General features: G+C 68.5%; 12 protein-coding genes and 4 pseudogenes. 5 read left to right on the top strand and 11 right to left on the bottom strand.

Annotation, left to right across the window (positions count from 1 at the left end):
* Window positions 1–38: 38 nt before the first annotated feature.
* Together OG735_RS42175 and OG735_RS38810 are read left to right on the top strand one after the other, a co-directional pair.
* Window positions 39–488 (top strand): SbtR family transcriptional regulator, encoded by a 450-nt coding sequence (locus OG735_RS42175; protein WP_442812562.1) that lies wholly within the window; start codon window positions 39–41, stop codon window positions 486–488.
* Between the two features lie 205 nt (window positions 489–693).
* Entirely contained in the window at window positions 694–1425 is a 732-nt protein-coding gene (locus tag OG735_RS38810; protein ID WP_327327833.1) for a hypothetical protein, read from the top strand.
* Window positions 1426–1612: 187 nt separating this feature from the next.
* Here OG735_RS38810 and OG735_RS38805 read toward each other — a convergent pair.
* The 7 genes and pseudogenes from OG735_RS38805 to OG735_RS38780 form a co-directional block, all read right to left on the bottom strand.
* Window positions 1613–2011 (bottom strand): annotated as a pseudogene (locus tag OG735_RS38805) (cation:dicarboxylate symporter family transporter); the annotation flags it as partial.
* A 205-nt stretch (window positions 2012–2216) separates the two neighbouring features.
* Window positions 2217–2915 carry a lyase family protein gene (locus OG735_RS38800; RefSeq protein ID WP_327327832.1) on the bottom strand — a complete coding sequence of 233 codons (699 nt, stop codon included), beginning with the start codon at window positions 2913–2915 and terminating at the stop codon, window positions 2217–2219.
* Window positions 2855–4039, bottom strand: a complete 1185-nt coding sequence (locus tag OG735_RS38795) for a protoporphyrinogen/coproporphyrinogen oxidase (protein ID WP_327327831.1) — start codon at window positions 4037–4039, stop codon at window positions 2855–2857. Before OG735_RS38795 ends, OG735_RS38800 begins: the two co-directional genes overlap by 61 nt.
* A 104-nt stretch (window positions 4040–4143) precedes the next feature.
* Window positions 4144–5478 (bottom strand): class I adenylate-forming enzyme family protein, encoded by a 1335-nt coding sequence (locus tag OG735_RS38790; RefSeq protein WP_327328603.1) that lies wholly within the window; start codon window positions 5476–5478, stop codon window positions 4144–4146.
* Window positions 5479–5625: 147 nt separating this feature from the next.
* Window positions 5626–5748, bottom strand: a pseudogene (locus tag OG735_RS42170) (IS481 family transposase); the annotation flags it as partial.
* 18 nt (window positions 5749–5766) lie between these two features.
* Window positions 5767–5946, bottom strand: a pseudogene (locus tag OG735_RS38785) (helix-turn-helix domain-containing protein); the annotation flags it as partial.
* 60 nt (window positions 5947–6006) lie between these two features.
* On the bottom strand, window positions 6007–6204 hold the full coding sequence (locus tag OG735_RS38780) for a hypothetical protein (protein WP_327327830.1): 198 nt from the start codon (window positions 6202–6204) through the stop codon (window positions 6007–6009).
* Window positions 6205–6583: 379 nt separating this feature from the next.
* Here OG735_RS38780 and OG735_RS42165 point away from each other — a divergent pair.
* Window positions 6584–6894: pseudogene (locus OG735_RS42165) on the top strand (DUF6233 domain-containing protein); the annotation flags it as partial.
* Here the strand turns inward: OG735_RS42165 and OG735_RS38770 are convergent.
* The 3 genes from OG735_RS38770 to OG735_RS38760 all read right to left on the bottom strand — a co-directional run bounded on the left by OG735_RS38770 (window position 6891) and on the right by OG735_RS38760 (window position 8234).
* On the bottom strand, window positions 6891–7163 hold the full coding sequence (locus OG735_RS38770; protein ID WP_327327828.1) for a hypothetical protein: 273 nt from the start codon (window positions 7161–7163) through the stop codon (window positions 6891–6893). The pseudogene OG735_RS42165 and the gene OG735_RS38770 overlap by 4 nt on opposite strands.
* Before the next feature lie 203 nt (window positions 7164–7366).
* Window positions 7367–7954 (bottom strand): hypothetical protein, encoded by a 588-nt coding sequence (locus tag OG735_RS38765; RefSeq protein WP_327327827.1) that lies wholly within the window; start codon window positions 7952–7954, stop codon window positions 7367–7369.
* Window positions 7955–8030: 76 nt separating this feature from the next.
* On the bottom strand, window positions 8031–8234 hold the full coding sequence (locus OG735_RS38760) for a hypothetical protein (protein WP_327327826.1): 204 nt from the start codon (window positions 8232–8234) through the stop codon (window positions 8031–8033).
* A gap of 673 nt (window positions 8235–8907) precedes the next feature.
* Between OG735_RS38760 and OG735_RS38755 the strand changes: the two genes are divergently transcribed.
* A complete protein-coding gene (locus OG735_RS38755; RefSeq protein WP_327327825.1) occupies window positions 8908–9525 on the top strand; it encodes a hypothetical protein in 618 nt (205 codons plus the stop codon).
* Here OG735_RS38755 and OG735_RS42160 read toward each other — a convergent pair.
* Window positions 9464–9757 carry a DUF4357 domain-containing protein gene (locus tag OG735_RS42160; protein ID WP_442812644.1) on the bottom strand — a complete coding sequence of 98 codons (294 nt, stop codon included), beginning with the start codon at window positions 9755–9757 and terminating at the stop codon, window positions 9464–9466. The genes OG735_RS38755 and OG735_RS42160 overlap by 62 nt on opposite strands.
* A gap of 1418 nt (window positions 9758–11175) precedes the next feature.
* Between OG735_RS42160 and OG735_RS38750 the strand changes: the two genes are divergently transcribed.
* Window positions 11176–13404: a putative bifunctional diguanylate cyclase/phosphodiesterase gene (locus tag OG735_RS38750; protein WP_327327824.1), complete on the top strand. Its 2229-nt coding sequence runs from the start codon at window positions 11176–11178 to the stop codon at window positions 13402–13404.
* The last annotated feature ends 560 nt before the right edge of the window (window positions 13405–13964 follow it).

The following is a 13964-nucleotide window of genomic DNA, read 5'->3' as shown; positions in this document are numbered from 1 at the left end:
CGAGGCCCCTGCCCCGGATTGCAGACGGCAGGGGCAGCATGGGGAATCCCTGCTTCCGATCCCTTGCCCTTCCTGGTCGAACTGGTCCACCAGCGCGAGCTGCTGGTCCTCCCCTGCTCGGGGGCCCGGCCATCGACGCCCCCGAAGCCGTCGACCTCCAGCAACAGATCGCCGCCACCCTGGAAGAACTTCTGGCCGCCGGCCGACAGCACGGCAGCATCCGCGAGGACGTCACCGTGGTCGACCTGATCACGACGGGCGCGCTCGCCTGCCGACCGCTCCCCCACCTGCCCGCCGACCAAGCCACCACGCTGGCCACCCGGCACGTCCGTGTCTTCGCTGATGGGCTGCAACCCGCAGCGGCTCGACCGCTGCCCGCCGCTGTACCCCATAGCGAGATCGTCGGCCACCGGTACCTGACCCGTCAGGGCGGGGAGGGGCCGCATCATGACCGGCTGGCCGACTCGGCCAGACCGGGTTCGGCGTAAACCCCCACGGACAAGGTGGGCCTCACGTGTCATTACGTTGAGTAGCGCAAAATCCGCATAGCGTGGCTACCGGGCGTCTGTGCCGTTTCCGTCGTCACGATGTGCTGGGCTCCCACCGAACAGCAACCCGGGGCAGTCACGGTCCGCAGAACCCGGCGGCTGCCCCAGGGGCAGCCGCGTCAGCCGTTAACGGTAGGGAGTAACAGTGAACGACAAGGAACCGAAGCTGATCTACGGCCAGGGGGCCGAGGCGTGCCCCGAGGGGACCTTCTGTCTCTACCGGGCCACTGGCTTCAACGTGGGTCAGACCCCGGGACGGGGTGACAAGATCCTTGCCATTCCGATGGGCGTGTACGTCAACGACTTCTCCGAGTACGGGTTCGACCACAGCGGCGACGGGGTGAGCGGGGTCGTCAACAACACAATCGAGGACAACGCGCTCTTCTCGGCCGCCAATCAGCAGGGGCACTCGCTGTCGGTGGACCGGGGGACCTCGATTGCGAACCTTGCCGCCATCCCCATGGCCGGGAGCCCGAACGGCTCCTGGAACGACCAGGCCCAGTCCGCGCTGGCGTCCCGCTTCGTGGGGAACCTGCGCGTCGACCAGGAGTTGCGGGGCCACTGGGCGGAAGGCCCCGGGCACCTTTACTCCTACCGGCTCACGATGTACGCCGAGGACACCCGCGTCATGAAGTGGGCCGTGGGCTTCGGTGACCTGCCGGAGGGAACCTCACTGTCCAAGAGCTTCATCGACGCCTTCTGGGGCGAGATCCTCCGCAACGGCACCGACGGTGCCATCCTGCTCGGCTCCCCCGAAGGCGGCGGACACAGCGTCGATCCCGGCACGGCCCTCCCCATTGACATCCAGGTCGTCTACCCCGAAGAAAGCTCCGCCTACGAACGCCTCACCGGCCTGAACGCCCAACAACTGGGCTGACCCGGCACCTGCCCACAGCGAACCGGAATACGGCCAGCGCACGGCGTGCAGCTACTTACCGCGGTGCCCTGGTCGCTGGTCGCTGTTCCCCGATACCGGGGGACGTTGGGCAGGCGTGGGCATAGGTCTGTGGGCCGCGCCGATCGGCGCCTTCGGCGCGATCGCCGCCGTCACCGGGTCGGCCGGACTGGGTCGTGTCCTTGGCCTCGGCGGAGACCTGGCCCTGGCCAGCCTCCTTGACCGCGTCCGTGAGCGCCAGGCCCGAACCCGGCTCCAGGATGTCGCCGACGACCAGGCCGATGCCGAGGGCGACCATCGACATCACCAGGAAGTAGCCGAGGGCTATGCCGCCGACGGCGCCGACCTTGGCGGCCTTACGTACGGAGCCGATGCCCAGCACGATCGTGCAGAAGATGATCGGCGAGATCATCATCTTGATCAGGTTCACGAATCCGGTGCCGAGCGGTTTGAGCTCGACGGCGAAGTCGGGAGTGGCCAGGCCCACGGCGATGCCCAGCGCCACCGCGATGATCACGGCGATATAGAGATAGTGGGTACGGTCCCGCCTGACGGCTCCAGTAGCCACGGGGCCCTCCTCATTCCGATTCGTCCATGTCCCTATGGATGCCGTGACTATCCACCACCCTGTGACCCGGTCACCGTTACGTTCGTTTCGTTCACACAAAATCGGCCAGGCATACTGACACCATGCGCTTTCCTCGCCCCCGCAGCCTCGCGGGTCAGCTGGTGGTGGCGGCGGCGCGCTGGCGCTCGGCTGGGCCCCGAACGGCTCAGTCCGTCGCCCGATCGGGGGGGAGGCCCCGGCGATGCTCCAGGACGCGGTCCACCAAGTGGCCCGCCGCCCCGGTGTAGTGCGCCGGGTCGCAGAGCTTCCTGAGGTCTTCGGCCGACCGGCGGCCGGTCAGGGCGGGAGCCTCAGCCAGGACGTCCGCGAGATGGCGGCCGGTGGTCGCCGCCTCGGCCGAGACCCGGGCGAGCAGCGTCTTCGCCTCGGCCCGGCCGAGTTCCACGGACAGCAGGGCTGCGAGCCGTTCGGAGACGACCAGGCCGCCGGTGAGGTCCAGATTGGCCCGCATCCGGTCCTGATGGACGGTCAGGCCCTCTGTCAGTTCGGCGGCGGTGTGCGCGGCACCGCCGGCCAGCCGCAGACAGTCGCGCAGCGGCAGCCATTCGGCGTGCCAGGCGCCGGCGGGCCGCTCGTCGTCGTGGACGGACGCGTGCATGAGGGCGCCGACGAGGGAGGGCACCTGGTAGGCGGCGGAGCGGATCAGCGCCGAAAGCGCGGGGTTGCGTTTGTGCGGCATGGCGGAAGACGTGCCCCGGCCCTCGGCAGCCGGTTCCGCCAGTTCGCCCGACTCGGTGCGGGAGAGGAGTTGGACGTCGGCCGCGATACCGCCGAGGGCGCCGGTCAGCAGGGCGAGCGCCGCGCCCAGGTCGGAGATGGGCGTGCGGACGGTCTTCCAGGGCACGAGAGGTTCGGCCAGGCCCAGTTCGGCGGCGAGCGCGGCGGGCAGCTCCCGGATGTACCGCTGGCCGCCGCCGTCGGCGGCGTCCGGAACATGCAGGAGCGCGTACTCCGAGTATCCCGCCATCGTGCCTGCCGCGCCGCCGAGTTGGACCGGCAGCCCTTCGCCGCGCACCCGGCGCAGCCGGTCGCCCGCGTCGAGCACGCCATCGTTCCGCGTGCCTGACGGACCGCCAGGGGACGGTCGAACAGACAGGTCACGCGGATCATCCGGGAGTACGACGTGGCGTGCAGGAAGTCGAGTTCACCGGCTGGGGCCGACGGGTAGAGCTTTCCGGCCACCGGCGCGGGCACCGCGAGTACGGCCTCACGAGCCGTCACCACCGAGCCGTCGGCGAAGACCAGCCGTACGCCGCCGTTGTGGATCTCGGTGACCTCCTGGACGGCTCTGCCGGTGTGCACGGTCAGCCCTTGCGCGACCTTCCGGGCCAGGGAGTCCATCCCGTCCCGGTACGTTCGCCAGCCGTGCAGCAAGCGGGTGGCGACCAGCGTGGCGACCAGCGGCGCGACGCACGACCGCCGGATGTCCCAGGCCCAGCCGGTCCCCGCCGCCGGCTGGAGCAGGTAGTCGTGCAGGTCCGGGTGTTTGCCGTCGACGAACTCGGCGACCGTACGCAGCCCCAGCGGGCTCTCCCCCGGCCGCCGCGTGCTGACCTTGCCGAGCGAGGGCAGCAATCCGCCCAGCATCCCGGCCATGGCCGCCCGGCTGCCGAGCGACAGTCCGGCGCCGGTGAGGATGCCCACCCAGTGCCCGCTGCCCGCGTGCGCCTTTCCGTTCCGCCAGACACCGGCGAGGCTGCCGACCTTGAGCACCCCGCCGTCCCGGTCGAGGCCGACGTCCTTGATCAGCTGCCAGGTGGCCGGGTAGCCGTGCGAGGCAAGGGTCTCGGTGCCCTTCTCGACCAGCCAGCCGTTCTCCTTGCGCGCCCGCATCCGGCCGCCGATTTCGCTGTCGGCCTCGAAGACCTCGGGCGCGCGGCCGGCTTCCTTCAGCCGGTACGCGGCGGTGAGGCCGGCGATCCCGCCACCGACGACGGCCACATCGACGTGCGTGCTCGTCTCTCTCATGCTGGTGCACTCCTCTCTCGACGCTCTGGTCCGGACACCGCGGCTCCTGTTCGCCCTGGGCGGGGGCCCTGGACCGGGACCGCGCTGGGCTGGGCTGGGGCGCGCTACGCCCAGCGCCCGGTGCCGTACGTCTCCTCGCCCTGCAGCCGCTCGCGCAGCTCGACCCGGCGCACCTTGCCCGTACTCGTACGCGGGATCTCCGCCAGAGGCAGCACGCGCGGTGCCCCGAGCGCCGGCAGGTCCGCGGTCGCGCGCGCCCATTCCGCCTCGTCCAGCGAGCCGTCCCGGGTGCAGACCACCGGCAGCGGGAGCTGCCCGGGGATGCCGATCACGGCGGCCTCCAGCAGCTGCGGCAGCCGGTCGGCCAGTACGTCCTCCAGCTCGATGCAGCTCATTCCGGGGATCACGTCCACCTCACGGTCCAGCAGCCGGAAGGCACCGGCGGCGGTGCGTACGCCGTAGTCGCCGGTGTTCCACCACTTGCCGCGCGCCTTGTCCTGCCAGCGACGCTGCTCGCCGAGGTAGCCGATGCAGCGGCCGTCGGTGCGGGTGAGCAGCACGCCGGGCCTGCCGTTGGGGACCGGCTTCATCGTCGCCGGGTCCACCACCTTCATCCCTGTGAAGCCGGGGATCGGGCGTCCCACGTCGCGCGTCGTGGGGTGCCGGTCGCCCTTGGCGGCGAGCGCCCTGCGGGTGAGCAGCCGGAAAGTCATCGGGCCGGTCTCGGACTGGCCCCAGCCCTGGAGCCAGGCCGGGAAGCGCCGCTTGCTGGCGTGCAGGAAGCGGCGGACGGTGGGCGGGTGGATGGCGTCGAAGGTGCTTACGTAGAGCCGTACGTTCCCGCACAACTCCTGCCGCTTTTGGGCCAGTTCCTGCCAGCCGATGTACGTGGCGGGCAGCGCCTCCAGATATGTGGGCCGCCGCTGCGCGAACATCCGCTCCGCGGTGGCCGGGCTCGGGTCGGCGAGAACCATCGCGTCCTTCGGCTCCAGCCTCAGGGTGCCGGTGCTCCAGGTGATCATCCGCATGTGGTTGAAGGGGGTGGCAGTGGCCACCGTGTCGGAGCGCTTCATGGCCACGATCGGGAAGCGCAGCGACTCGGTGCGGCCGAGGTGGCCGAGCACGGTGTCGACGGAGTGCACGACGAGCTTCGGGACGCCGATGGTGCCGGAGGTGTGGGTGGCGACCATCGGCTCGTAGCCAGCCGTACGGTACACGCCCGGGGTACGCGCCCCGCGCAGGTCCTCCAGCGCCACGGTGCCGGGCGGCGCGGCGCCGACGGTGACCGTGCGCGGGACGAGAGACTTCAGGTCCACGCCCTGCTCGGCCGCGCGGCCGAGGATGTCGGCGGTGGTGACGAGCAACTGCGCGTCGGCGCGCTTGAGCACGGTGCCCAGCGTCTGCGCCGGGAGGCCGGTTCCTTCGCGGCCGGTGAGCAGGTCGCCCCGCCGGGGCCGGGCTCGGACCGGTTCAGCGCGGACAACAGCACGTATCTCTCGGTGATCCCGAAGAGCGAGTCACTGAGCGAGGAGGGCGAACAGCTCGTCAAGGACATCCGGGCGACGGAGGCACCGTACGACGTCCAGGTCGGCGGCCCGGCGGCGGAACTTGCGTTCGACCTTGCCGTTCGTCTGCGGCCGGTAGGGGCGGGTGAGCTTGCCAGCCGCGTCGAGGTCGGCCAGGGCCTCGGTCTCGGCCGCGGTCCTGTGCGGTGTCGTATGCGGCTAGCTGGACCGGTCCCGCAATCCGACCTCGCCCTCGGCCGCGAACCGACGCACCCATTTGTGAGCCGTGGTGCGGGATATGCCCATCTCGGCCGCGACATGCGCGACCGGACGGCCGGAACGGACACGATCAACCAGCAACCGCCTCCCGAAGACGGTCAGCCGGGCATTACGGTGGGACACGAAGACCTCCGTGCGGTGCAGTCCTAGACAGCTCCACCACACCGGAGGTCTTCGCCATGATCAAGACCCACGACAGTCAACAACGCTCGTGATCAATACAGCTGCGCCGACCACGACGATCTTGCCGTCGGCCTGCACCGCCACCCCGTTAGCCGGGGCGAATTCGCCGGCGAAGTCGGTGGTCACCTTGCCGCCGATGCCGAAGGTGGGATCCAGATCGCCCGGGGCGGCCAGCGCAACCCCGGGGCAGAACAGCACGAGCGCCGCGCCCAGGGCCGCTACCGCCCCAGCCCCGCTGTTCCTCGACCGCTGCCGGCCTGGGGCACGTCTGGTACGCCGTCTGAACGCTAAGAGATCAGGAAAGACGTGGACATGGCCATGAAAGCTGCCTCTCATACTCCGGGCCGCCACGTGCCACCGCAGCCAGCGGTCCTGCCAGTGACGACATTCCTCACGGGTGCCTCGCGCACCCGCTCGGGAGGCAGACTGCAGCAGGATGGCGCGCCGAACCCGGGGCGCTCACAACCACCGCTTTCCTTCACCCTGATGGCGCTTCATGGATTCGGCCAAGCGGTGCCCTGCAGCGCCTGACGGCCCAGAAACCCCTTCGCGCCTGCCGGGCCGTGCTGGCGACAGCCGAGGTGTCGGCGGCATCTCGTACGACCAGGTGCCCACCGAGTACCTGGAGCCGCCCTCAGCGGCGGAGCAGGCCCTGAGGCCGCGTCGGGCTGGGTGCTGGCGAAGGCCGGCGGCCGCGGGCCCGGCCGGGGAGTCGTGCACGCCGTCGACTGCGAAGAGACCCCGCACGGAGCGCCGGTGCTGGGCCTGGAGCGCGCCCTGGACGCGGCGCAGCACCCGGGCACCCGGCTGTGCAGCCTGTGCGGCGCGGCGGCCGAGCTCGATCCGGTGCTGAGGGGCCTTGGCCGCGGCTTCGGCGGCGAGGATTAGCGCTCGGACGGTCCCTCGGGGCCGGGGTCGCGTGCCGGGATCTCGCTCCTGCAGTCCCTGCACGTGACGGTGTCGGGGAGCGTCGTGAAGCGGATGCCGGAGACGCGGTAGGAGCCGTCGATGCGGTGACTCCCGCAGATCGGGCAGGGCGTGGCCTGGAAGTCCTTCTCGCAGCGCAGGCACCGACCGTGCTTCACAGTGTCGGCGCCCGGCTGGACCACCGTGTCGGCACTTCCGCACCGTGCGCAGTGCACCTCGTTCTCGTCCACGTTCCTCCTCAACCACCGGTAGGCAGAGGGGCATGGAACCAGGTGCCGGCGGATTCCGCTTGCATGCTTCCCCCCGGCACGACCCATGCAGCCGGCAAGGGATTGGGGCGGCCCCGCTCGGGCGTACGATCCCCGCACCATGAACGAAGGTGTGCCGGGATGCATCGAGTGGAGCGCTCCGACAAGCTGCCGTGGTGATCTGATCACCAGCGTCGCGAGATGGATCTTGAACTTCGGCGGAACGGTCTCATGTGGCCTCCGACAGTCCCCCGCCGGGCCGCGGAGGCGACGTGGTTGCGCGTCACCCGGGTGACCTCGTCCCAGAACGGCTTGGCGGTCAGGTACGTGCCGAGCGCGGACAGGAAGCCGAGGGAGACGTCCACGCTGAGCCGCCCCTGTTTGGCCCAGTAGACGTCGCTCAGGTCCAGCAGCAGGGCGAACTCGTCAGTGATCAACGCGGTTCCGGCGCCGTAGGCAGCGGCGACGACGGGGTGGCCGACGGCGCGTTCGTCGCCGCGTACGGCGACTAGGCCGATACCGGCGAGCGTGGCGATGCCGAAGTTGTAGTGGTGCAGATGCTCGCCGCCCGCGGAGATGTTCCCCCAGGGCAGCCAGCCTCCGCGGATGCCGTGGGTGACCAGCCGGACCGTGCCCCAGGTGGTACCGAAGGCAACCCAGGTCACGATCAGCGATCGCTTCGTGGGGGTGAGATGCCGGTCGGCCGACTCCCGCCACCGCTCAACGAGCCGCGGCCTGGTCTGGGCGTGCTGCCGCGAGGTGTCGGATTTCATGGAGTGGACTCCAAACTTCGGCCCGCTTATGCCCACGGTCTTCTACCTCGCACGCCAGTCCACTCACGTGGACCTATCACTTGTCGAAGGAGCTGGCGTGGCCGACGGCGTTCATGCAAGAGGTGCAGTAGTCGTCGCGGTCGTACGCCGCATCCGCTGTGCTGATCGCCTTGCTGTTCATCACTCGGCCGCACAAGGCACGGCCGTTGCGGTCGAGAACGTGCCAGAGCAGCCCCCCGTCGGCCTTCGCCGCCAGGTGTTCGGCGCGCATGTTGTACATCGGCCACCTCCTACTCGAACGCAGTAGTGGTGAAGCCCATGAGACGGCACGATCGCCCGAACCGGCGAGCTAAACCTGCCATCCGGGTGAACGGCTGCTGGCGCCGAGAAGCCGTCGACGGTGCGCGAGGCCGTGGGGCCCTGCCGACCCTCCGGATGGGTCCTGCAAAAGCCCGCGCCGTTGTGCACGCCCCGGACTGCGAAGAGGCACCGCAGGGCACCGCTGCTGCGGGATTCGGCACTGAACGCGGCCGAACGGCCGGGCGGCCGGTCCGTCCTGCCCAACCGGCTCGAACGGTACGCAGAGCAGCTGGCAGTCCAGTGCGACCTGGACACTCCTCGGCTGCGGATCGTCTGAACAGCTGACACGCACCTACCGCCCAACACCGGGCTGACCGCGACCGCTCGGCTTCGCCTCGCGCCCCCCGTCGCAAACCAGGGCCGGTGGACGTGCGGCACCATGTGAGGGCGTACGGGGAAGGGGGGACTACTTGGCAGCCGGCCCGCCCCAGGTGCACGTGCATGCCACTTACGGCACCCCATCATCTTGCGCATGAATGAGCCCCTGTATGCGCAGTAATACTCCATTCTGTCCGCTTCCGGCCAATCTGCCATAGGCGGGCTGCGGCTGAGTTGTGCCGTAGCCCGGCTCGCGTCGGGCCGCTTCACAAGCCGTGGCCACGGTCGTCGCAGTGGTCTGTCAGGGCGAGTTCGCCGAACACTACCCACGCCAGTCACTCGTGCGACTGCGGCACATCCTCGACCGGCCCCACACCGACGAGGCCGTACTGGCGGCACAGGACGCCCTGCGGGACATCGCCGCCCGCGAAGGTCAGTTGCCGCGCGTGTGGAGCACCGTCATCAAGTGGGCCACCGAGAAGAAACACCTGGCGGGCCACCGGGCGTTCCTCTCACTCCTGGACCCGAGCGTCGACCCCTACGTCCTGCAGGTCATGCTCGCGGCCGCCCAACAGGATGCTGACGTCAAGGACGCCCTGGTGGAGGGCTGGAACGTGGCCCTGGCTGACTCCCGGGTCGATGCCGAATGCCGGGAACTACTGGTCGCCTGGGCCCGTGTACGGGAATCGGAGCAGGTACCGGAAGGCACCGTCACCGAGATCCTCAACGAAGTCGTGGTGCAGCACCTGTACTCCACGCCCATCTCTGCGCTCATCTTCGGCGAACCCGGCGTGGCCAACGACGCGGCCGTCATCGAACTGCGCAAGGACCTCAGGCTGCCGCCGTCACTGTCGGCCGCACTGCCCAACGAGCCCTCACCCGCGGGGTCCTGACGGTGACCGGCTCCCGATGGGCCCGGCGCCGCACCCGCAGACATGTGCGGCGCGGCCTGACCCGCTTCGACGCCTGTGATGCAAATTCAGCGGGAGGGCGTCTCGGCGCCCTCCTGATCTCCTTTGAGGGTTCGCTTCTGGTGTCCAACCAAGCAGTGCGGCCATTGCAGTTGGCCCCGTGCAACACGCTCGCCGCACTGGACGGACTGGAGAAGAGATAGGAGCGGACCAGCCGGACTCTCTGCCCCTCCGCCTTCAGTACCCCGTCGGCCAGCTGGGCCGCGGGAGCCGCGGGAGCCGCGGGTGGATTGTGTGAAAGAAGACGGGCATGGCGACCGGGCTGGTGGACCGCCTGACCAAGAGCAGTAACTCGCGCCCGTCGTTACTTAACGTAATGGAGCTAGAGTAGTGCTGCCTGCATCGGCTGCGGCCTGTGCGCCACCGTCGGCTGTGACCATCTTCCACTTCCGGCCGCAACTAATGCCGCGGGCGAGATGGACTGGGACGTCGCGGTGGACTCCACGAGCGTGCGAGCACCATTTCGCGGTCGGCACCCGGACGGAACGGCCGTCCACGCCCCGGCAGGAAATGAGGACTGCAGCGGTGTTGAACCACAGGACGAGACAGTGTGGCAGAGCTTCCTCGTCCGCCTGGCGGAGGTGGTGCGGGAGGCGAGGCGCTCGGCCGGTCCTGCTGCGGATTCAGCAGCAAGCTGCACCTGAGTCAGGCCACGGCGGTTCCGGTAAGCGAACTCACGTTGGGCTGGCTCGCGGAGCCACGGGGCGAGCGCTGTGTCGAGACCCGAACGGAGTCCCGTGCGCCAATCATCCAGAAGCTGGGTATCACTCAGCTCGGGAATGGGACGCTTACGGGCACTCGGCCTTGAGGAGGGGGTGTGCATGGAATGGTTCTGTTGACACTGCTGGCAGCAGTCGGTGGATCCCTACGGGGATTTCTGGAGCTGTACCGCCAAACGATGGCTTGGCAGGCGGCGCGACACAAGCACCGAGAACGTGCCGGAAAGCGAAAGGACCGGCCAGCGTTCAGCGCGTACTACGACCTCGTGGCGGATCCGGTGGCTGCAATGTTCCACACGCTGCTGGGAGCTGGGGCAGGTGCACTGTTCGCCGCACTTGATCAGATAAGCAGCTCGTGGGCAGCTGTGGTGGTAGGGGCGTCGGCTCCTGCGCTACTCACGCAACTGGGCAACGTGAAGGCCATACGTAACGCCGTGAATGGCCCGCCCGCCGCGAACGAAGAAATCGCCGGCCAAGCCCCCCCGGCCGCCGCTGACTATGGCGAGGTCCAGCCGAGTTACCACACAGAGATGCCGACTACCAGAGGGGCTCGACCAGATCAGCAGACTGCTGAGGTCACCGTGCCAGGAGGTGAGCGGTGACGACCCAAACCGTGTGGCGCCGCACCGGGGCCGCAATCCTCGGAACGAACCGCGTTCCCGTAGCACGACCGCGACGTGGCCCGGATGACGCTGCCCGCTCTGCTCTTCGCCGGTGCGCGGCGGCGACCCTGGGAGTCTCACGGCTCGCTGAGGACGTCTCGACGACCGGAGCAGAGGATCGGGCTCAAGACCCAAGTGAGCAACAGCTGCAGACGGAGCCCCGAGCAGGCGAGCGCCACAGGATTCCCATTATGGACTTCGCGGTCGTTCCAGTCATCGTCGTGGCATTCGCCGCTCTGGCCACGGGCTTCGTCACAGCCGTCGCGCATGGGCAGGACGTAATCCCAGGCGGCACAGCAGGTGTGGCCGTGGCTGTCCTCGCCGGGATGATCTTCTTGCATTTGCTCGTGCTTGGGCGCGATCGCTGGTGGGGTGGGAGTGGATCCAGTTCCATCCTCACCATGGGCGTGTTGATGCTCTACGGCTGGGTGTCTGCCGGGCTCATCAGTCTTGTCACCGTGTTCTTTGTGGGGACAGCTCGGCGTCGATGGCGGCAGGGTCTGTTGCACGGAGCCGTAGATATCCTCGGCATCGGTGCGGCCGCCTTGGTCCTGGCCGCATTCGGGAACGTACCTAGGGCAGAGGCTCCTTGGCCTCCCTCCACATGGGACGCCACGGTCTTGCCGGCAGTCCTGCTCGCCATGGCCAGTTACACCTTGGTGTCCCGCGTCATGACCTCGCTCTTGGACGTTCCACGCGGCAGTCGGCCGGCCATCGCCCTGTCCGCCCTGCTGAGCCAGGGGTTGATCGCTGTGGCGATGCTCAGTATTGCGCCGCTCGTCTGCGTGGTGGCGTGGCACATGCCCGTGCTGCTGCCACTGTTTGTCGTGCCGTTGATTGCGCTAGATTCCACGCTCTCCATCGCCAGGGCGCGAGCGGAGGAGCAGCTGCAGGACCCGCTGACCCGGCTGCCCAACCGGCAGTGGATGCTGGAACGGACCTGGAATGCGCTGGACGAGGCCGAGCGGACCGGTACCCGGTCCGCGCTGGTGCTCATCGACCTCGACCGGTTCAGGTCGGTCAACGACACACTGGGCCATCTCGCCGGTGACCGGCTACTGCTGCAGATCGCTGACAGGTTGCGCCTAGCCTTGCCGCGCGGGGCAGAGGCCGCGCGGCTCGGTGGTGACGAGTTCGCCGTACTGCTGCCGACGGCCGAGTCCACGACCAGCGCGAAGCGCAGCGCGCGTCATCTTGTCGCGGCGCTCGGCTCGCCGCTCGATCTCGACGGGCTGACCCTGGTGCTCGAAGCGAGCGCCGGCGTCGCAGTCTTCCCCGACCACGCGCTTGACGTGGAGGGGCTGCTCAGGCGGGCGGACGTCGCGATGTACCAGGCGAAGCGGGATCGTACGGGAGTCGAGGTGTACGAGTCCAAGCGGGACTCCAACACGACTGATCGGCTGAGCTTGTTGGGCGATCTGCGTAGCGCCCTGGACGCAGGTGACGTGGAGGTGCACTACCTGCCGAAAGTACAGTTCGACGGTCAGGTGGCGGGCCTGGAGACGCTGGTTCGGTGGGTTCATCCAGAACGCGGGCGTGTCTCGCCCGATGAGTTCATGCCCATCGCCGAGTCCTCCGGGCTGATGCCCTACCTCACGGAGTACGTCTTGGAGACCGCGCTTTGCCAGGTGGCGCGCTGGCGCGCCCAGGACCTCGACGTTGCGGTCGCCGTCGACGTCTCGTCACGTGACATCAACGCACCGGGGTTCGCGGGCGCGGTGGCTGCGCGGTTGGCAAGACACGGCGTTCCCCCTGAAGCATTGACACTTGAGATGACGGCTGACGTATCGCTGGACAATCCGCAGCTCGCCGAAGAGACCCTGGCGGCGCTGACTAGGCACGGTGTGAAGTTGTCCCTGGACAATTTTGGAACCGGCTACTCATCACTGGTGCATCTGCGGCAGCTTCCGCTGAGCGAACTCAAGATGGACCGCTCCTTCGTCGCCCGACTGGCCGTCGACACCGAGGACGCGGAGATCGTCCGCTGCACCGTGGACCTGGCGCACTCGCTCGGCCTGATGGTGGTCGCCGAGGGCGTCGAGGACGACGAGACCTGGGAGCGGCTGCGCGACCTGGGCTGCGACGGAGTGCAAGGCCACCTCATTGCGGGAGCGATGCCACCGGCCGCCGCAACGGACTGGCTGCGGCGTAACCTCGGGGATGCGGGTGGACGACGTCAAACCCCCGCCCACGAGCGCCACCCCTCCGATGAGGCCTCAGACAACCTGAGGGAACGCCGTGAACGCGCGCGCCAGACCCTGGTGCCCAAGAACATTGCTGTCTTTGCCCTCCAGCAGGAGCTGCAGGTCCTCCAACTATCCGAGCAGGGTTTGTCTGACTATCAAATCGCCGTGCGCGTGTCACTTCCCATGGACACAGTCCGAGCACTGGTGACAGCAACTTCAGCCGGAGCCGCATAGGTTCTATTTGGGCGATCAGGTGACGAAAGAGACGAAGTCAATGCCAGGCGTCCAACACTGCGGCGGCCAAATCCGGCAGGGAACCGTTCACTGGCAGTGACGGCGAAGTCCTCGAGCTGGGCTTCGTCGAGGCTACCGTCTTCCAAGCGAATCTGAGAGCGGCACACCCCCACCCAAGCGCTCAACCGCACGGGCCCGACATCACGCATTCAATTTCAGTAACGCGCCAACGTCACCTTAGCGTTGGCCGCCAGCCGACCTGGGGGCTGACTGCTCCGCCCCCTCACCAGAGGGCACCATTACCACGTCCTTCCGGCACCGCCCAACCGGAGATTCCCGGGACTCTTTCACCGGTAGATGCAGCCCATCTCTCGGGAGCACAGCGATGCCTGATTTCCATCTGCCCACTCACGAGGCACCATTCCTGAATCTGCCGAAGGCGGCTGAATACCTCGGTATCTCGGCACTCAATGGGTGGGTGGTGGAGCAAGAGAAGGCAGACTCGCGATCCAACCCTTCGCTCAACCCGCTGAACCAGAAACCGCAGCGCCGCGTGAGGC

Source organism: Streptomyces sp. NBC_01210, from assembly GCF_036010325.1.
Taxonomy (GTDB): Bacteria; Actinomycetota; Actinomycetes; order Streptomycetales; family Streptomycetaceae; genus Streptomyces.
The sequence above is the reverse complement of the archived record's forward strand: the minus strand, read 5'-3'. Positions and strand labels throughout refer to the sequence as shown.